Below are 17523 nucleotides of genomic sequence, written 5' to 3'. Positions count from 1 at the left end.
CCCCGGAGAGAGCATGCACACCACCACCGCGGCCGCACCCCGCGCACGCCGATCGCGCCGAGCGCGGCGTGACGCGATCCAGGGCTGGCTGTATTCGTCGCCGACGCTGCTGTTCGTCGTCTTCGTCTTCCTCGTGCCGCTCGGGCTGGTGCTGCAGATGTCGGCGTCGGACTGGCCGCTGCTGGCAGGCAACCGGGGGTGGAACTTCCCCGAGAACTACGCGGATGCCGTCGACCACCGGCTCTTCTGGGACTCGATCTGGTTCACCCTGAAGTACACCGTGATCACCACGGTGCTGCTGGTGGGCCTCGGCCTCGCCCTGGCGCTGCTCGTGCAGGAATCGACGCGGTGGAAGTCGATCCTGCGCACCTCGTTCCTGGTGCCGAGCGCGCTCGGGCTGGCCTCGGCATCCCTCCTCTTCTACGTGCTCTACTCCCCTTACGCCGGCCCCTTCGCCGACCTCATGCAGGCATGGGGCTTCACCTTCCTCGGCACCCCCGAAGGCGCCCTGTGGTCGACGGTGTTCCTCATCGTCTGGCGGTACGCGGGCTTCTACATGCTGCTCATGCTCGTAGGCCTGCAGGCGATCCCCGACGATGTCTACGAGGCGGCCCGCATCGACGGGGCGTCGGCGTGGCAGACCTTCCGCGGCATCACGGTGCCGCTGCTGCGACCCACCTTCGCGCTGACGATCGTGCTGTGCGTCACAGGGTCGCTGCTGGCCTTCGAGCAGTTCTACATCCTCACCAAGGGCGGCCCCGACAACAGCACGATGACGATCGTGCAGCTGATCTACAACGTGGCCTTCCAGGGGCAGAACGATCTCGGGGTGGCCGCGGCGCTGTCGGTGATCGTGCTGCTGGCCCTCATCGTCATCAACATCTTCCAGCTGCGCGCGTTCCGCCGCCCCGACGAGAGCTGATCCATGTCGACGCAGACGCTTCCCGCCACCGACCTCATCCGGGTCGAGGAATCTCGGCGGCATGCAGGCCGCCGCAGGCCCCGAGGCCACGTCGCCTTCGGCATCCCCTACGCCGTCCTGACGACGGCGCTGGCGATCATGTTCCTCTACCCGCTCATCTGGACGGCGGTATCGTCGGTCGCCCCTCGCCCGGGCACGAGCCAGCCCGAGGGCTGGGGCCTGGGCAACTACGCGGCCCTGGCGAACTACCAGGCGGGCATCTGGGTGTATCTCGGCAACTCGGCGTTCGTGTCGCTGCTGACGGTGCTGCTGACCCTCGTGGTCTCGACCTTCGGCGGCTACGCGTTCGCCCGCTTCAGCTTCCCCGGCAAGAATGTGCTGTTCCTCACGGTGCTCGCGATCCTGATGGTGCCGTACGCCACCCTGCTGATCCCGCTGTACGTGATCCTCAACGCGGTCGGACTGAGCAACTCGCTCGTGGGCGTCGCCGTGGTGCTCACGATGTTCCAGCTGCCGTTCTCGATGTTCATGATGCGCATCTCGTTCGAGTCGATCCCCCGCGAGCTCGACGAAGCGGCGCTCGTCGACGGGGCGTCGAGCTTCGGCGCCCTGTGGCGCGTGCTCATTCCCGCCGTCAAGCCCGGGCTCATCACGGTGGGCATGTTCGCGTTCCTGGCGGCGTGGAACGACTTCATGGCGCCGCTCATCCTCATCACCGACACGAACCGCATGACGCTGCCGCTGGCGGTGGCGAACCTCCGCGTGCAGGTGCAGGGCGTCATCGACTACGGGGCCACCGAGGCGGGCGTCGTCGTGCTGGCGCTGCCCTGCATCCTGCTCTTCCTGATCCTGCAGCGGCACTACGTCCGCGGCTTCATGTCCGGCGCCTTCAAGGGATGACGATGACTTCGACACGACCCACCCCCGTCGCCCCGGTCGCGCCCTCGCGCGGGGCGCTGCGCCCGCTGGGGCTCGACGAGGTGCAGATCGTCGGCGGCTTCTGGGGTGAGCGCCAGGTGGTCAACGCGCAGGCGACGATCGCCCACATCGGCGACCGCCTCGAGAGCGAGGGGTGGCTGCCCAACTTCGACCGCGCCGCGGCCGGCACCCTTCCCGAGGGGCGTCGGGGGCGGGAGTTCGCCGACTCCGAGATCTACAAGTACCTCGAGGCGATGGCATGGGAGATCGGGCGCAGCGACGACGCGGCACTCGAGCGGCGCTTCCGAGAGGTGGTCGCACGGGTGGGCGCGGCCCAAGAGGCCGACGGCTACCTCAACACGAACTTCGGCCGACCGGGCCAGCAGCCGCGGTGGTCGGATCTGGAGTGGGGTCACGAGCTCTACTGCCTCGGGCATCTCTTCCAGGCGGCGGTCGCCCGCGTGCGCACGCGGCCCGATGCCGACGACGGGCTCGTCGGCATCGCCCGCCGCGCGGCCGACCTCGTGTGCCGCGAGTTCGGCGAGGGCGCACGCGAGGCGATCTGCGGGCATGCCGAGGTCGAAGTGGGCCTCGCCGAGCTCGGTCGGGCCCTCGGCGAGCCCCGCTACCTCGCGCAGGCGCGCCTGTTCGTCGACCGCCACGGCCACGGTCTGCTGCACGACATCGAGTGGGGACGCTCGTACTTCCAAGACGACGTCCCCGTGCGCGACGCCGAGGTGCTGCGCGGCCACGCGGTGCGCGCCAACTACCTCTCCGCCGGCGCCGCCGACGTCGCGGTCGAAAGCGACGATGCAGAGCTGCTCGACGCGCTCGCGCGACAGTGGCGCACCACCGTGGCCCGTCGCACCTATCTCACCGGCGGCCAGGGCTCGCACCACCAGGACGAGGCGTTCGGCGCCGACTGGGAGCTGCCGCCCGACCGCGCCTACTCCGAGACCTGCGCCGGCGTCGGCTCGATCATGTTCTCGTGGCGGATGCTGCTGCACAGCGCCGACGTGCGCTACGCCGATCTCATCGAGCGCACGCTCTTCAACGTCATCGCGACCTCGCCGAGCGACGACGGCCGCGCCTTCTACTACGCCAACACCCTGCATCAGCGTGTGCCCGGAACGCCGGTCGACCCCGATTCCACCTCGCCGCGGGCGGGGTCGGCGCTGCGGGCGCCGTGGTTCGAGGTCTCGTGCTGCCCGCCGAACGTCGCCCGCACGCTCGCGAGCCTCGGCGCGTACCTCGCCACGGCCGATGCCGACGGCATCCAATTGCACCAATACGCGCCCTCGCGCGTGGCGACGACGCTCGACGACGGTCGCGAGATCGCGCTGCGGGTCGAGACCGACTACCCGGCCGCCGGCCTGGTGCGCGTCGTCGTCGAAGACTCGCCCGACGAGGCCTGGACGCTGAGCCTGCGTGTGCCGGCATGGGCGGAGGGGGCGTCCATCGAGGTCGCGGGCGCGCAGTCGCAGCCCGTCGAGCCCGGCGTCGCGCGGGTGCACCGCGCGTTCCGCCGGGGCGACGTCGTCGAGCTGCGCTTGCCGCTCGCGCCCCGGCTCACCGAACCTGATGCGCGCATCGATGCCGTGCGCGGATGCGTCGCGGTCGAACGCGGACCGGAGGTGTTCGCCCTCGAGTCCGTCGACCTCGAGGCGCTCGGCGCCGCCGACGTCTCGACGGTCGTGGCCGTCGGCGAGCCCGCCGAGCGCGACGGCGCGGTGGTGCTGCCCGTGCGGGCGCTCGCGATCGAGTCGGACGACTGGCCGTACGACGCTCATGCCGACGCAGCGCGCGGCGAGATCGCCGAAGTGCGGGTCGTTCCCTACCGAGCGTGGGCCCGCCGCGGCCCCTCGACCATGCGCGTCTGGATCCCTCGAGGGTGAGCACGCGAGAGGGCGAGGGTGCGAGGGGGCGTCAGCGACCGCAGTCAGTGGCCATGCGGATCGGTGCTCCCACCATGGTCGTGCACGGCCGACAGGCCCGCGGTGGTCGTCGCCAGCGCCGGCGTCGCGACGGCGGCGACCACCAGAGCACCGGCGATCGTCCAGGCGACCGCCGGATGAGCACGTCGGGCGGCGCTCCCTCCGCTCGCCGCCCGACGCGCCCTTTCCCCCCAGCCGCGTGCGGTCATCGCGCCCGCTGTGACAGCGAAGCCCGATGCCGCCGCGATCGCGATCGGCGAGCATCCGACGGCGAGCGCCGCGGCCCCCCACACGGGCGCTGCCGCTGCCGCGCCGACCGCGAGTCGTGGGCGCCGCGGCCTGCCCGCGTGCAGCGAGGCCCCCGCCCAGATCAGTTCCGCAGCCCCGACGACGATCAGCGCGCAGAGCACCGCCGCCGTCGAGGCACCGCCGCCGTGCACCACGGCCGCCCCGGCCGCCAGGTGCAGCAGACCCGCACCGAAGGCGAACAGGGCGGGCCAGGTGCGCAGCATCCGTCAGTCCCGAATCAGGCCGTCGATCACGCGACGGCCGACCGGGTCTGTGTGCGCTCGGCCCCCAGACCCACGCCCAGCAGCAGCAGAGCGCTGGCCAGATGCAGGAAGTGGTCGAAGGTGTTCAGTGCGAGCACGTTGGCGGCGGTTCCCACGAGGAAGAACCCGACGATGCCCAGCAGCAGGTAGGCGGCGCCGACGACGGTGTTGGTCGTCTTGGCGGCCTTCACCGAGATCAGCCCGGCCACCAGCAGCGCGGCGCCGATGAGCAGGTGCGCGATGTTGTGCAGCGGGTTGACCATGAAGATGCCCAGCAGCAGGCCGCCCTCGGTGGCGAGGAACGAGACGCCGCCGGTGACGGCGAAGCCGAGGGCGCCCACCAGCAGGTAGACGGCGCCGAAGATCACGGCGACGAGACGGTTCGGTGACGAGCTCATTGTTTCCTCCTCAGGTGCGCGGCGAATGCCGCTCGAGAAGGTGTTCGGAGCCGTGTGCGAATCGGATGGGCGGCGCTCAGGCCTCCGCGAGACTGCGGAACACTTTGGCGCAGGTGCGGATCTCGTCGGCGTCGAGCGTCTCGAGCACTCGGCGCATGCGCGCCGCATTGCACTCCCGTACGTGCGCGAGCGCCGCGCGCGCCTCATCGGTGGGGGTGAGCACCCGCAGCCGCCCGTCGCGCTCGTCGGGCACGGAGCGGATGAGGTCGAGCTCTTCGAGCTGGCGCATCTGTCGGCTGATGACCGACTTGTCCATGTCGAACAGCTCGGCGAGCTGGTGCGCGTTGCACGTGCCCATGCGCACCACATGCGCGAGCAGCTTGTAGCCGCTCGGCTGCAGTTCGGGGTGGATCAGCGCGGCCGATTCCTTCCAGGCGATGCTCGCCCGGCGGAAGACGAGGTTCATCCCGCTCTCGAGCTCGAGAATCGCCTCTTCGGCCTCGCTGTCCACCCCGACTGCCGCGCTCATGTCAGCGCGTCGTCTGCTCTTCGCGCGACGGATGCTGCTGCCCGAGCTCGCGGTCGGCCTCGGCCAGTGCGATCGACGCGGTCGCCGCGCCTCCGGCACGGGTCTCGGCGACATCGATCAGCACCTCTTCGGCCTCTTCTGCCAGCGTCTCGGCGGCGTTCTTGGTCGACAGCGGCTTGTTCTTGACGAACAGCAGTGCGATGAGCCCGATGACGGCCAGCGGAATGGCGATGATGAAGGCGTCGGCGATGCCGTGGCCGTAGGCGGCCTCGACGATCTCGCGGATACGCTCGGGCAGAGCGCTGACCACGGGGATGTTGCCGGACGAGAGCCCGGTGAGCGCATCGATCTCTTCCTGCGACTGCGGCACGAAGTTGCTGAAGCCGTTGGTCACGTGCTCCTGCACCTGGGTGGCCAGGGTCGAGCTCATGATCGTGACGCCGATGGTGCCGGCGATCGTGCGGAAGAAGTTCACGTTCGAGCTCGCCGCTCCCAGCTGGGCGGCGGGGGTGTCGTTCTGCACGATGAGGGTGAGGTTCTGCATCACCATGCCGAGCCCCGCGCCCAGCACGAACATGTAGACCGAGACCCACACGAACGGGGTGTCGTAGCGCAGCGTCGACATCAGGGTCACGCCCACGATGTTGAGCACCGAGCCCAGCACCATGTAGCCCTTCCACTTGCCGAAGCGGCTCACCAGCTGGCCGATGAGGATCGAGGCGCCCATCTGGCCGACGATCATGGGGATCGTCATGAGGCCCGACTCGGTCGGGGTCGCGCCACGGGCGAGCTGGAAGTACTGAGCGAGGAATACCGAGGTCGCGAACATCGAAACGCCGATGGCGATCGAGGCGATCACCGAAAGGGTGAACGTGCGGTTCTTGAACAGCGTCATCGGCACGATGGGCTCCGAGACCAGCAGCTCGGTGATGACGAACGCGACGATGCCGACGGCCGCGATGGCGACCAGCACGTAACTGGTCATCGAGTCCCACTCGAACTGGCTGCCGCCCATCGACACCCAGATCAGCAGCGTCGAGACGCCCACGGCCAGCAGCACCGCGCCGAGGTAGTCGATCGTGACCTTGCCAGCCGAGGGCTTGGGCAGGTGCAGGGTCTTGTGGATCATGAACAGCGCGACGATCGCGATGGGCACGCTGACGAAGAAGTTCGCCCGCCAGCCCCAGGCGTCGGTGATCACGCCGCCCAGCAGTGGACCGCCGATGGTGGCGAGCGCCATGATGCCGCCGACGACGCCCATGTACTTGCCGCGCTCGCGCGGCGAGATGATGAGGGCGATCGCGATCATCACGAGCGACATGAGGCCACCGGCGCCCAAGCCCTGAACGACGCGCACGCCGATGAGCATCGAGGTGCTGGTGGAGAAGCCGGCGACGACCGTGCCGACCGTGAACAGGCTCAGCGCGATCATCAGCAGCGCCTTGCGGTTGACGAGGTCGGCGAGCTTGCCCCAGATCGGGGTCGAGACGCCGGTCGCGAGCAGGCTCGCGGTGATGACCCAGGTATAGGCGGACTGGTCGCCGCCCAGGTCGGAGACGATGACGGGCATCGACGTCGAGACGAGTGTCCCCGAGACGACGGCGACGAACATGCCCATGACGAGGCCGGAGATCGCGGTGAACACCTCACGGTGCGACCGCGCGGTCTCTACGGCGGGAGAAGTGGTGACAGACAAAGGCGGAATGCTCCTACGAAATTTGGTTGATCGGCGTCAACCATACGACTCTCGTTGCGCAAAGTCAACTATTGCCTTGAGTCAACCAATTCGCGTGCCCTGCGACGCGGGGTTAGCACCGCCGCAGGTGCGGCGCAATCCCCGGCTGGGCAGGTTCGGCCCCCCGTACCGTCGGAGCATGGCAACCAGCACCACGACCAAGAACAAGCGCAAGCCCGCCCGCGGAGCCCGGCTGACCGACGAGCAGAACGCCGAGAGCGGCTTCTCCGCGAGCAAGGCGCTCAGCGATAACCTGCAGAGGGTGCTCGTCGACGTCATCGAGCTCGCCTCCCAGGGCAAGCAGGCGCACTGGAACGTCGTCGGCCCGAACTTCCGCGACACTCACCTGCAGCTCGACGAGATCATCGACGCGGCCCGCGAGTTCAGCGACACGATCGCCGAGCGCATGCGCGCGCTGCACGCACTGCCCGACGGGCGCAGCGACACCATCGCGGCGACCACGACGCTGCCCGAGTTCCCGCACGGTGAGATCGCCACCAGCGAGGTGATCGATCTCGTCACCGTGCGCCTGGAAGATACCGTGGCCACCTGCCGCGAGGTGCACGACGCTGTGGACGAGGAAGACCCGACGAGCGCCGACATCCTGCACGAGGTCATCGAGAAGCTCGAGCAGTTCGCGTGGATGATCAGCGCCGAGAACCGCACGCCCCGGAGCGCCTGAGGCCCCGACTGCGCCGCACCACGATGACGGCGACGTCAGCTCGGTAGGTGAAGCACCCCGTCGACGCGACGCGGCACACCCAGGTAGTCGTCGCGCAGTTCCGTCGGGAGCAGCTGCTCAGGGGCGTTCTGCCATGCCAGCGGGCGCAAGAAGCGCCGGATCGCGGTGACGCCCACGGACGTGTGGATCGAATTCGTCGCCGGCCACGGCCCGCCGTGGTGCTGTGCCCACGAAACCCGCACCCCGGTGGGGAATCCATCGAAGACCACACGACCCGCCGTGGCAGTCAGTCGAGGAAGGATCCCCGCAACCTGCGAGGCTTCGTCTGCCTCGGAGTGGACGCTGATCGTCAGCGAATCCGGAACGACATCAAGCGCACCGAGGAGTTGTGCGGTGGTGTCGTAGTCCACGAGCACGACCAGAGGGCCGAATGCCTCCACGGTGTGCTCCTCTGTGATCTCGGCCGCGGGTACGCGCAGCACTCGGGGCTCGACGAAGAACCCCTCGCCTGCGGAGGCAGGGGCGCCGGAGCTGCCCAGCAGCGAGGTGGTGCCACGGGCTGCTTCGAGCTCGGACTCGGACTCGCGGAACGACGTGAGGACGCGCTCGTTGAGCAGGGCGCTCGCCTCGACAGACGACATCTCATCGACGAGAGCGCGTGCGAACTCGTCCGCCGCCGCGCCGCGAGGCAGCAGGACGATGCCCGGCTTCGTGCAGAGCTGCCCGCCCGAACCCGTGACCGACAGGGCAAGCCCCTTGGCGATGTCAGCTCCGCGCGCGTGCAGTGCGGCCGAAGTCACGATCATCGGATTGATGCTCTGCAGCTCGCCGTAGAACGGGATCGGCCGCTCGCGCTGGGCGATGAGTTCCTGCAGCCGGCTGGCTGCGCCCAGCGACCCCGTGAAGCCCACGGCGCTCAGGCCGGGGTGGGCCACGAGCCGACTGCCCGCCGCTTGACCGTAGACGATGCTCACCGTGCCCGCCGGGGCGCCGACCCGATCTGCGCCCGCCGAGAGAGCCGCAAAGCTCGCCTGCGACGTGAGCGGATGCGCGCTGTGCGCCTTTGCGATCACGGGATTGCCGGCCGCGATGGCGGCCGCGGTGTCACCCCCGGGCACGGAGAAGGCGAAGGGGAAGTTGCTCGATCCGAAGACCGCGACGGGACCGATCGGCACCAGCATCCTTCGTACGTCCGGCTGTGCGCCCATCGGGGTGTCGCCGGCGTGGTCGATCGCCGCCTCCAGGTAGCCTCCTTCGCGCACTGCGTCGCCGAAGAGCCGGAGCTGGTACACCGTGCGTGTCAGCTCAGCCTGCAGTCGGGGCTCCCCCAGACCGGTCTCGGCCATGGCGATGTCAACCAGGAGCTGCCTGCGCTCTTCCAGCGCCGCGGCCATCGCGTCGAGCAGATCGGCGCGCCAGTGGCGGTCGAACCCCTCCAGCTGTTCGGCCGCGCCCACGGCGGCTTCCACGATCGCGTCGACCGCGTGGTCCGACGTCGGGGCGATGCCGGTGTCGGCGACGACTCCGGTGCGGGGATCGGTTGTCGAAAGGGTCGGGGTCATTTCTCCTCGATCGGCGTGGTTCAGGCGCTCTCGCGCGGGATGAGGGTGAAGCCGAGGTCGACCGTGACCGCCGGCGCGTGCGAGTCGGCGATCCGCTCGAGCAGGATCTGTCCCGCACGGCGCCCGATGCTGGCATTCGGCGTCTGGATGGTCGTGAGTGACGGATGCAGGAACCGACTCACCTCGAAGTCGCCGAAGCCCGTGACGGCGATGTCTGCGGGCACCGCGAGTCCGCGGCCGGCCGCGCGCAGCACCGCGCCCGTCGCGAAGATGTCGCTCGCGCAGACCAGGACGTCGGTCTCGGGGTACTGCTCGAGTGCGTGGTCGAGCAGCCAGCTCCCGGCGTCTACGCTGATGCCGCGCTCGCGGGTGTCGATGATGCGCACCGGCTCGTCGGGAAGCAGCTGAACGATGCGCTGACGGAACCCGTCCAGACGTGCCTGGGCGCGGGAGTCGCCGCCCATGATCCAGCCGCCGAAGGTGGGGTGGCGGTAGCCGGCCTCGACGATGTAGTCCGCCATGGCCGCGAAGGCGTCGCCGTTGGAGAATCCGACGAGCGAGTCGATCGGGTCGGTGGTCCAGTCCCACGTCTCGACGATGGGGATCCGGGCGCGGCCGAGAAGCTGCCGCACCGCTTCGGTGTGCGACGCACCCACCATGACGATGCCATCGGGCCGTCGCCCCAGGTAGGCGCGCACGAGCTGCTCCTCCCGGGTGAGGTCGTATCCGGTGGTGCCGATGAAGAGGTGGATGCCGGCCTCTGTCAGCACCTCTTCGAGGCCGTGCACGGTGTCGGCGAAGACGGAGTACGACATCGCGGGCATGACGGCGGCGACGGTGCCGCTGCGGTTGGACGCGAGGTTGGCGGCAGCCCTGTTGGGCACATAGTCGGTCTCGTCGACTGCACGCATGACTGCTTCATAGGCCGCCTCCGACACCTGATCGGGGTTGCGGATCGCGCGCGACACCGTCGACGGAGACACTCCGGCGAGCGCGGCGACCTCGTCGATGGTCACTGTGCGGGTGCTCCGCCGTGTTCTGCGCGGCGGAGGGGCTTCTTCGTCGTCGGTCACAGCAGTCCTCTCGCCGACAGGTTGCGCATGAAGGCACTCAGGCCGAACGTCCACGGCTCGCACTCCTCGCTGTGCGCCACGACATCGGTGAGGGTGCCCAGCTGCTCGGAGCGGATCGAGACGACGTCACCCACTTTATGGGTGAACCCCTTGCCGGGGGCATCGCGGTCCTCGATCGGCGCGAACAGCGTGCCCATCATGAGAATCGCACCGTCGGGGTACTGGTGGTGAGGGCCGATGAGCTGACGGACCAGCTCGAGGGGATCACGACTGATCTGCCGCATGTCGGACGATGCCACCATCGTGAATCCGTCGACGCCCGCAACCGAGACCGAGACCTCCATGGCGCGCACATCATCGATGCCGAACCCCTCATCGAAGAGCCGGATGAAGGGCCCTGTCGCGCAAGAGGCGTTGTTGTCCTTCGCCTTGGGCAGCAGCAGAGCACTGCGCCCTTCGACGTCGCGAAGGTTCACGTCGTTCGCGAGCGTGGCCCCCACCGCCCGGCCGTCCGATGCGACCACGAGCGCGACTTCGGGCTCCGGATTGTTCCACGTCGAGGTCGAGAGCACACCGATCTGCTCTCCGGTGCCCCGCGAGGAGAGGGGCATCGCCTTCGTGAAGATCTCGGCATCGGGACCGATGCCGACCTCCAGGTACTGCGACCACAGACCCTCGCCGATGAAGAACTCCTTGAGCTCAGCCGCGGCGGGCGAACCCGGCCGGATGCCGCGCAGATCGCCGCCGATCCGATCGAGGATCGTCGCACGCAGGTGCGCTGCGGCGTCGAGGTCGCCGCGGGCCCGCTCTTCGATCACTCGCTCGATCATCGAGACCGCGAAGGTCACGCCCGCGGCTTTGACGGCCTGCAGATCATGCGGCGCGAGCAGCCACGGCCGCGCGCGATCACGCGTGTCGAACGCGGTGTTCGCGTAGATCTCCGCGAGGGGACCGATCACTTCTGCGGCTGCGGCCTCGGCCGCCGCGACGGGATCGCGCTGCTCCACGAGGTCGCTGATCGTCGCGTGCCGCGGCGCGAGCGAACGCACCTCGCCGTCGAGGACGACGACCGGGGTCGGCCCCTGATGGCGCGGGTCCCAGACGCGACCGACCAGCAGCGCGTCGGCGGCGTCGGTCGGCAGCCCCCGGTCGAGCGACGGGAGCCAATGGTCGGTGACAGGCATGTGCGACATCTCAGCGACCCGTGAAGGTTGCCTGGCGCTTCTCGGCGAACGCGCGGCGTCCCTCGGCCGCATCCTCGGTCGCGAAGCAGATCGTCTGCAGGTCGCGCTCATAGCGCATGGCGTCATCGAAAGGCATTGTGAAGGCGGCTCGGAGGTTGGCCTTGGCCGTCTGCGCCGCGATCGGCGCGCGCGAGGCGATCGTCTGGGCGAGCTCGCGGGCGCGCCCCAGCAGGTCGCCCTGGGGATGGACCTCAGAAACGAGTCCCCAGTCCTTCGCCGTGGTGGCGTCGATGGGCTCGCCGGTGAGCAGCATGAGCGCCGCGTTCGATGCGCCCGCCGAGTGCGCGAGGAAGGCGCTCATGCCACCGCCCCCGATCCAGCCGAGTTTGATCTCGGATGCTGCCAGCTGTGCGTTCTCGGATGCGAGACGGATGTCGCAGATCATCGCCGTCTCGACGCCACCACCGAACGCGTAGCCGTTGACGGCCGCGATGAGGGGCTTTCGCACCTCGCGCAGCGCGTCGCAGTAATCGACGCGGTTGCGGAACTCCCATGGCGTCGCGTACTCGTCGAGGGTGCGGATGTCCGATCCCGCGCAGAACGCGCGCTCCCCCGCACCCGTGATGACGACGACACGGATGTCGTCGTCATCGTTGACGGCGTGCGCGAGCCTGGTCAGCTCCTTGCTCATGGCGGGGGTGACCGCATTGAGCTTCTCAGGGCGATTGAGCGTGACGACGAGACAGGCGCCGTCGACTTCGACGCCGACTTCATCGATGGCCGGAGAGATCATGCGAGCGAGCTCCTTTCGACGTCCGCGGCAGCGGAGCGTTCGTACTCGTTGTTCTGCAGGGAGGTGATGGTCCGAAGTGCGTCGCGGGCACCCACTGCTCCGCGCATCGCGTCACGCAGCACGTGCGACATCTCCGACTGCACGGCAGTGAACCCGGCGAAGCGAGGACGCACCCATGCGGTGTCGATCGTCGAGCGGGTACGGCGGTAGAACCCGCCGAAGCGGGCATCGAGCTCCGCATCCTCCCAGGCGGCCACGGCGCTGGGCTGACCGGCGTTGCGCGGGATGAAGCCCGCCTGCGTCGAGTCGGAGAGGAGCCACACCAGATGCGCCCGAAGGGCGGCGGGGACCTCCGCTCGCCGGGTCACGGCCAGCCCTGTGCCCCCGATCGTCGATCCGCTGCATCCCCCACGCCCGACCGGCGAGGGGCCGAACTCGAGAGGGTGGCGGCGTGCGCGATCGGCGTAGTTGACGTAGCCGTACACGAGCGGGATGTAGGCGATCTCGTCGGTGGCGCACATGCGCTCGAGCAGCGCGATCGGGTTCTGTCCGCCGCTTCCTTCGGGAGCACGGGAGAAGAGGTCGGCGAGCAGGGCGATCGCCTCGAGGCCGACGGCGTCATCGACGATCCGCTCGGCGGCACTGTGTGCGAGCGGGCTTCCGAGACCGTGACACACCGACGCGAAGGTGAGGTACGCGTGCGGGCCCGAGACCGAGAGGGCGACGGGCGCCTCGTATGACAGAGCGCGCACGTCCTCCCACGTCGTGGGAGCCGACCCGCTGAGGTCGGCGCGGCACGCAGCCACCTGCGTCGCGGCGTCCAGCGGCAGCGCCCACGTCAGTCCCCGCGCCTGATACGAGCGCAGCGACGGACCGACCACCCTGGACGAGAGCGCCGCGATCTCGTCGTCTCCGATGACCTCCTCCATCGGCTGGAGGCAGTCGGCGGCCAGGGCATCGCCCAAGTGCGGATGATCGAGCACGATGAGGTCGTATCCAGCGGCGAGATCTGCGATGGGGGCCGACTCGAAGCCCTCGAGCGGATGGACCTCCCACCTCAGATCGACGTCGAGAGCGCGCAGCGACGTCGCCGCCGCCGCGAGCGCATCATGGCCGCGCGGATGGTCCCACGTGAGGCCGACGATTCGATGCATGCTCAGACCTCGGCGACCGCGACGACGCCGGCCTCGACGAGCCCGTCGACGTCGTCGGGGGCGACACCGAGTTCGACGAGAATCTCGCGGGTGTGCTCACCCGCGAGCGGCGCTCCCCGGTCGATGCGCGCCGGCGTCTTGGAGAATCGGTAGGGGAACCCGGGCGTGCGCACGTGTCCTTCGGTCGGGTGGTCGTACTCGACGAACGTGCCGTTGTGTGCGATCTGGGGGTCGGCGACGAGGTCGGCGTATGAGTAGACCGGCGCGACCCAGACGCCTGCCGGCAGGAGCACATCGAGCCACTCCTGCGTCGTACGGCCGCGCAGCTTCTCGGCGACGGTCGCGAAGATCTCGTCGCGACGGGTCCACCCGTCGATCTCGCCGTCCATGTCGGCGAACGAGGGCTCGTCGATGAGCTCGCCGAGCGTCGGAAGGTGTGGCATCGCCAGCGCGAGGTAGCCGTCGGCACTTGCGAAGGTGCCGTACGGCGACTTGATGTAGACGTGCGCATGCGGCTCGGCGCTGCGCTCTTGAGGAACACCGCCCATCGTGTACACCGAGATCTCCTGCATCTGCAGCGTCGTGATGACGTCGAGCATGTTGACCGACACCTGCTGACCTTCGCCGGTGCGCTCCCGGTGGAGCAGAGCCGCGATCACGGCTTCGAACGCCGTCGAAGCCGTGACCGCGTCGACGAGATACTGACCGGCCGCCTGCGGAGGGGTCCCGGCCGCCCCTGACGAGAGCATCGCGCCGCTGAGGGCCTGCAGCAGCAGGTCCTGGCCAGGTCGATCCCGGTAGGGCCCGTCTTCGCCGTAGCCAGAGATCGACACGTACACCAGTGCGGGGTTGATCGCGCTCAGCGTCTCGTAGTCGACCCCCAGACGCGCGGCGACCCCTGGGCGATAGTTCTGGAGGAACACGTCGGACTCGGCGACGAGCCGGTAGAGCACCTCGCGACCCTTCTCGCTCTTGAGGTCGACGGCGAGAGATCGCTTGTTGCGATTGAGTGACATGAACGACACGTTGATGCGGTTCCCCCGCGCGCCGCCGGCGGCGGCGTGGCGCTGCCACTCGCCCGTCGTCGGCTCGACTTTGATGACGTCGGCCCCCAGGTCTCCCAGTCGCTGTGCCGCGAAGGGACCCGCCATCGCGATGGAGCAGTCGAGTACGCGGATCCCCTCGAGGATCCGCCCGCCTGCGGTGCTCGGCTGTGACATGTGGCGACTTCCGTTTCCTGATGCGTTCTGTGTTGTCTTGGCTCTGGCGCTGCTGCTCAGTGACCGCGGATGCGATCAGCGGACTGCGCGATCTCGTCAGCGCCGTCGAGGATCGAGATCGTCATGCGATAGGTGCGACTCTCGCCGTGGCCGAGCCACACGAGGCTTCCGTCCTCGCGCGCAGCCGCCTCGCCGGAGACGTGGTTGCTCGACGGCTCGAGGCCGACGCCGTACTGTCCCGAGCGGAGGTTCTGCCACTCGAAGAAGTACGGCTGCGTCGCCGCATCCCAGGCCACTTCGATGCCCCGCTCTCCGCCGGGCGCATGCAGTGCGACCCGGTGCCACCCGTCAACGCCTGCCCGCAGACGGTGCTCCCACACCTGTTCGACGAAGCCGTCGATGGGCGCGGACAGCCTGTCGAAGGCGACACCCTGCTGCGACGTCGAATCCGACGCCCACTCGTGCCCGTCGACATCCGCGACGAACGAGGTGCCCTCGTCGACGAAGGGGTAGCCGATGTTGAGGTGGTAGAGGAACATGTGCGGGGTCGGTTCGAAGCCGAGGTTGTCGACGACGTCGTGCACGCGCACCTCGGTGCCGAAGACGTCCACCTCGATCGTCCTGGTGAGTCTCAGGTGCTCACCGAACGAGGTCGCCTGCACCACTTCTCCGACGACCCGCAGCACGCCGCCGGTCTCGTCCCAGTGCTCCTCGACGCGCAGCAGCCGCGCGGGGATCGCAGTGAGTCGGCCGTGCAGCCCGTGGCGCACCGTCTGCTTCGGCGGGTAGTTGTAGTGCGTCGCGTCGTACTCGCCGCCGAACAGGGCGTGATCGAGACCGCCGGTCACCAGCAGCCCGTCCAGCGCGCGCAACCACGACAGGCCGTCCTCCGCGTCGGCCTCGTGCAGACCGGGGTGACGGAAGCCGTTGCCGCTTCGCCACCCGAACGGTGCGCCGCGGTAGCGGGCGCCGCCCAGGTCGAACGCGCGATCGATGAGCACTTCGATCTCCAGGCCGGAGGCATTGCGCAGCACCAGGGCGCGCACGCCTTCCTCGCGGCCGTTCTTGAGGACGACCTCCTGCACGCCCGCGAAGGCGGCCAGGTCGCCGGTGCGGCGCCGCAGGCCGAGGGTCGTGCGATCCGCTCCAGAGGGGAATACCTCGGTCATTCCATCACCCATCCGCCGTCGACGTTGATCGTCTGTCCGGTCACGAACGCCGCATCCGCTCCGACGAGGAACGACACCACGGCGGCGAGTTCGGCATCCGCTCCTCTGCGCTTGATCGACTGCCGATCGATGACGAACCTGTTGTACTCCTCGGGGTTCTCGTGGATCTCCTCGGCCTTGGTCGGGAAGGCGCCCGGCGAGACTCCGTTGACACGGATGCCGTGGGCACCGAGCTCTCGCGCCAGTGCGCGAGTGAGTCCGACCGAGGCGCCCTTCGTCGAGACATAACTCGCCAGGTTCGCCCAGCCACCGTGGAAAGTGATGGAGCCGATGTTCACGATGGCACCTGACTTCCGTGGCGCCATGCGCTTGGCAGCGCCCTGCGCGGCGAGGAAGTACGCCGTCTGGTTGACGCGCACGACGTCCTCGTACTCGTCCTGCGAGATATCGAGGAACGGCGTCGCAGGATAGATGGCGGCGTTGTTGACGAGCGCCTCGAGAGGGCCGAGCTCGGACTCGGTCTCGGTCAGCGCGGCGTCGATCGCCGCGGGATCTCTCAGGTCTGCGGGGAGCACATGGTGGTGGACGCCCGCGTCGGCGAGCAGCTGCGCCGTCTCGCGCAGCAGGTCGCCTTCCCTCCCGAGGACGCCGACGGCGAACCCGTCGGCACCCAAGCGCAACGCAATCGCCCGACCCAGAGCTCCGCCCGCGCCGGTGACGAGTGCCGATCCGCGAGATGCCGACGGGTTCTGTGCCATCCTCAGACACCCACCTTCACGAGGATGTCGTCGACGAACCGCTTCGCGCGCGGCACGTCACTCTCATCGAGGTGCTCGATGATCAGCGGAACGTTCGGGCTCACTTCGGCGAGCCGCTTGACGTAGAACTCGTAGTCGAGCTCGCCGAGACCGGCGGCGGGCAGCTCGATCTCGCCGACACCGCGGAAGGTGTGCGATTCGAGCGCGTTCTCGTCGCCGATGTCGGCGTGCTTCTCGCTCTTGTCATCGCCGGAGCGCTTGACGTCCTTCGCGTGAGCGATGCGCACGCGGTCGGCGAGGCTGTCGAAGACGGCGCCGAGCACCTCCTGCTGCTTGTCGATGTTGTGCGTCTCGAAGTAGTTCGTCGGGTCCATCAGCAGCTCGATGCCGGGCTTGCCCGCCAGATCGGCGAAGACGCGCTCGGTCTCCTCCAGCGAGCCGATGACGTTGTTCACGTAGGTCTCGAGCAGGAACGTCGCTCCGTGATCGTAGGCGGTCTGGCGCAGGTCGTCGAGCACGGCGAGGGCGGTCTGGTAGCCCTCCTCCGTCTTGTTCTTGTCGTCGTGGACCCAGTCGCTCTCGGAGTTGAAGGTGCCGGACTCCGAGATGACGTAGGGGGTGCCGAACTTGCGGGCGTTGCGGATGATCTCCTTGAGATAGTCGACCCGGCGCTTACGCTCGTCGACGTCGGGGTGGACGATGTTCGTGTACCCCGAGATCGCACAGATCGGCAGATCGTGCGCGCGGAAGGTGTCGCGCACGCGCTTGGCCTTCTCGTCGGTGATCTGGCCCGCACTCAGGTCGATGTCGCTGAAGTGCAGGTCGAGCTGAACGGTGTTGAAGCCGAGGTCGCGAATCTTGCTCGCGGTCGTCTCCAGGTCGTAGGGGAAGTACCCCGAGAAGATGCCGACTTGAATCATGGTCTTGCTCCTTTGCAGTGG

17 protein-coding genes are annotated in these 17523 nt (G+C 68.7%); 4 read left to right on the top strand and 13 right to left on the bottom strand.

All coding sequences use genetic code 11. The features are described from left to right. The first annotated feature begins 13 nt into the window (after positions 1-13). From OAW74_RS10800 to OAW74_RS10790, 3 genes are read left to right on the top strand one after another with little or no spacing between them, the layout of a single operon-like run. Positions 14-922: a carbohydrate ABC transporter permease gene (locus OAW74_RS10800; protein WP_262874367.1), complete on the top strand. Its 909-nt coding sequence runs from the start codon at positions 14-16 to the stop codon at positions 920-922. 3 nt (positions 923-925) lie between these two features. Continuing rightward, positions 926-1822, top strand: a complete 897-nt coding sequence (locus OAW74_RS10795; protein WP_262874366.1) for a carbohydrate ABC transporter permease — start codon at positions 926-928, stop codon at positions 1820-1822. Further along, the gene (locus tag OAW74_RS10790; RefSeq protein WP_262874365.1) at positions 1819-3735 is read left to right on the top strand and encodes a glycoside hydrolase family 127 protein; all 1917 of its coding nucleotides are present in this window, start codon (positions 1819-1821) and stop codon (positions 3733-3735) included. Before OAW74_RS10795 ends, OAW74_RS10790 begins: the two co-directional genes overlap by 4 nt. Before the next feature lie 44 nt (positions 3736-3779). On the opposite strand, the gene OAW74_RS10785 is transcribed toward OAW74_RS10790, so the two are convergent. From OAW74_RS10785 to OAW74_RS10770, 4 genes are all read right to left on the bottom strand, one after another. After that, positions 3780-4286, bottom strand: a complete 507-nt coding sequence (locus OAW74_RS10785; RefSeq protein WP_262874364.1) for a hypothetical protein — start codon at positions 4284-4286, stop codon at positions 3780-3782. Positions 4287-4312: 26 nt separating this feature from the next. Further along, a complete protein-coding gene (locus tag OAW74_RS10780; protein ID WP_262874363.1) occupies positions 4313-4723 on the bottom strand; it encodes a DUF4383 domain-containing protein in 411 nt (136 codons plus the stop codon). A gap of 76 nt (positions 4724-4799) precedes the next feature. Continuing rightward, positions 4800-5252, bottom strand: a complete 453-nt coding sequence (locus OAW74_RS10775; protein ID WP_262874362.1) for a MarR family winged helix-turn-helix transcriptional regulator — start codon at positions 5250-5252, stop codon at positions 4800-4802. Position 5253: 1 nt separating this feature from the next. Then, positions 5254-6948 carry an MDR family MFS transporter gene (locus OAW74_RS10770; protein ID WP_262874361.1) on the bottom strand — a complete coding sequence of 565 codons (1695 nt, stop codon included), beginning with the start codon at positions 6946-6948 and terminating at the stop codon, positions 5254-5256. A 178-nt stretch (positions 6949-7126) separates the two neighbouring features. Here OAW74_RS10770 and OAW74_RS10765 point away from each other — a divergent pair, with 178 nt between their 5' ends. Further along, a complete protein-coding gene (locus OAW74_RS10765) occupies positions 7127-7669 on the top strand; it encodes a Dps family protein (RefSeq protein ID WP_262874360.1) in 543 nt (180 codons plus the stop codon). Positions 7670-7704: 35 nt separating this feature from the next. Here the strand turns inward: OAW74_RS10765 and OAW74_RS10760 are convergent, their stop codons facing one another. From OAW74_RS10760 to OAW74_RS10720, 9 genes are read right to left on the bottom strand one after another with little or no spacing between them, the layout of a single operon-like run. Beyond that, positions 7705-9231 (bottom strand): aldehyde dehydrogenase family protein, encoded by a 1527-nt coding sequence (locus OAW74_RS10760; RefSeq protein ID WP_262874359.1) that lies wholly within the window; start codon positions 9229-9231, stop codon positions 7705-7707. A gap of 20 nt (positions 9232-9251) precedes the next feature. Then, positions 9252-10247: a LacI family DNA-binding transcriptional regulator gene (locus tag OAW74_RS10755; protein WP_262874358.1), complete on the bottom strand. Its 996-nt coding sequence runs from the start codon at positions 10245-10247 to the stop codon at positions 9252-9254. Positions 10248-10300: 53 nt separating this feature from the next. Then, on the bottom strand, positions 10301-11488 hold the full coding sequence (locus tag OAW74_RS10750) for a fumarylacetoacetate hydrolase family protein (protein WP_262874357.1): 1188 nt from the start codon (positions 11486-11488) through the stop codon (positions 10301-10303). 10 nt (positions 11489-11498) lie between these two features. Continuing rightward, complete coding sequence (locus OAW74_RS10745; protein ID WP_262874356.1) at positions 11499-12281, bottom strand: enoyl-CoA hydratase/isomerase family protein; 783 nt, start codon at positions 12279-12281, stop codon at positions 11499-11501. Continuing rightward, the gene (locus OAW74_RS10740) at positions 12278-13435 is read right to left on the bottom strand and encodes an extracellular solute-binding protein (protein ID WP_262874355.1); all 1158 of its coding nucleotides are present in this window, start codon (positions 13433-13435) and stop codon (positions 12278-12280) included. The genes OAW74_RS10745 and OAW74_RS10740 overlap by 4 nt, the downstream gene beginning before the upstream one ends. A 2-nt stretch (positions 13436-13437) precedes the next feature. After that, entirely contained in the window at positions 13438-14655 is a 1218-nt protein-coding gene (locus OAW74_RS10735) for a CaiB/BaiF CoA transferase family protein (RefSeq protein WP_262874354.1), read from the bottom strand. Between the two features lie 56 nt (positions 14656-14711). Then, a complete protein-coding gene (locus OAW74_RS10730; RefSeq protein WP_262874353.1) occupies positions 14712-15824 on the bottom strand; it encodes an aldose 1-epimerase family protein in 1113 nt (370 codons plus the stop codon). Beyond that, a complete protein-coding gene (locus OAW74_RS10725; protein WP_262874352.1) occupies positions 15821-16582 on the bottom strand; it encodes an SDR family NAD(P)-dependent oxidoreductase in 762 nt (253 codons plus the stop codon). The genes OAW74_RS10730 and OAW74_RS10725 overlap by 4 nt, the downstream gene beginning before the upstream one ends. Before the next feature lie 2 nt (positions 16583-16584). After that, a complete protein-coding gene (locus OAW74_RS10720; RefSeq protein ID WP_262874351.1) occupies positions 16585-17502 on the bottom strand; it encodes a sugar phosphate isomerase/epimerase family protein in 918 nt (305 codons plus the stop codon). Positions 17503-17523 lie beyond the last annotated feature (21 nt).

Source organism: Microbacterium fluvii, assembly GCF_025515205.1.
GTDB classification, from domain to species: domain Bacteria; phylum Actinomycetota; class Actinomycetes; order Actinomycetales; family Microbacteriaceae; genus Microbacterium; species Microbacterium fluvii.
Note: the sequence above shows the minus strand (reverse complement) of the source record. Positions and strands in the feature narration are given on the sequence as shown.

Coding starts and splice junctions, on each gene's coding strand:
- OAW74_RS10800 (WP_262874367.1), top strand. CDS start 14: ATGCACACCACCACCGCGGCCGCACCCCGCGCACGCCGATCGCGCCGA.
- OAW74_RS10795 (WP_262874366.1), top strand. CDS start 926: ATGTCGACGCAGACGCTTCCCGCCACCGACCTCATCCGGGTCGAGGAA.
- OAW74_RS10790 (WP_262874365.1), top strand. CDS start 1,819: ATGACGATGACTTCGACACGACCCACCCCCGTCGCCCCGGTCGCGCCC.
- OAW74_RS10785 (WP_262874364.1), bottom strand. CDS start 4,286: ATGCTGCGCACCTGGCCCGCCCTGTTCGCCTTCGGTGCGGGTCTGCTG.
- OAW74_RS10780 (WP_262874363.1), bottom strand. CDS start 4,723: ATGAGCTCGTCACCGAACCGTCTCGTCGCCGTGATCTTCGGCGCCGTC.
- OAW74_RS10775 (WP_262874362.1), bottom strand. CDS start 5,252: ATGAGCGCGGCAGTCGGGGTGGACAGCGAGGCCGAAGAGGCGATTCTC.
- OAW74_RS10765 (WP_262874360.1), top strand. CDS start 7,127: ATGGCAACCAGCACCACGACCAAGAACAAGCGCAAGCCCGCCCGCGGA.
- OAW74_RS10760 (WP_262874359.1), bottom strand. CDS start 9,231: ATGACCCCGACCCTTTCGACAACCGATCCCCGCACCGGAGTCGTCGCC.
- OAW74_RS10750 (WP_262874357.1), bottom strand. CDS start 11,488: ATGCCTGTCACCGACCATTGGCTCCCGTCGCTCGACCGGGGGCTGCCG.
- OAW74_RS10745 (WP_262874356.1), bottom strand. CDS start 12,281: ATGATCTCTCCGGCCATCGATGAAGTCGGCGTCGAAGTCGACGGCGCC.
- OAW74_RS10740 (WP_262874355.1), bottom strand. CDS start 13,435: ATGCATCGAATCGTCGGCCTCACGTGGGACCATCCGCGCGGCCATGAT.
- OAW74_RS10735 (WP_262874354.1), bottom strand. CDS start 14,655: ATGTCACAGCCGAGCACCGCAGGCGGGCGGATCCTCGAGGGGATCCGC.
- OAW74_RS10730 (WP_262874353.1), bottom strand. CDS start 15,824: ATGACCGAGGTATTCCCCTCTGGAGCGGATCGCACGACCCTCGGCCTG.
- OAW74_RS10725 (WP_262874352.1), bottom strand. CDS start 16,582: ATGGCACAGAACCCGTCGGCATCTCGCGGATCGGCACTCGTCACCGGC.
- OAW74_RS10720 (WP_262874351.1), bottom strand. CDS start 17,502: ATGATTCAAGTCGGCATCTTCTCGGGGTACTTCCCCTACGACCTGGAG.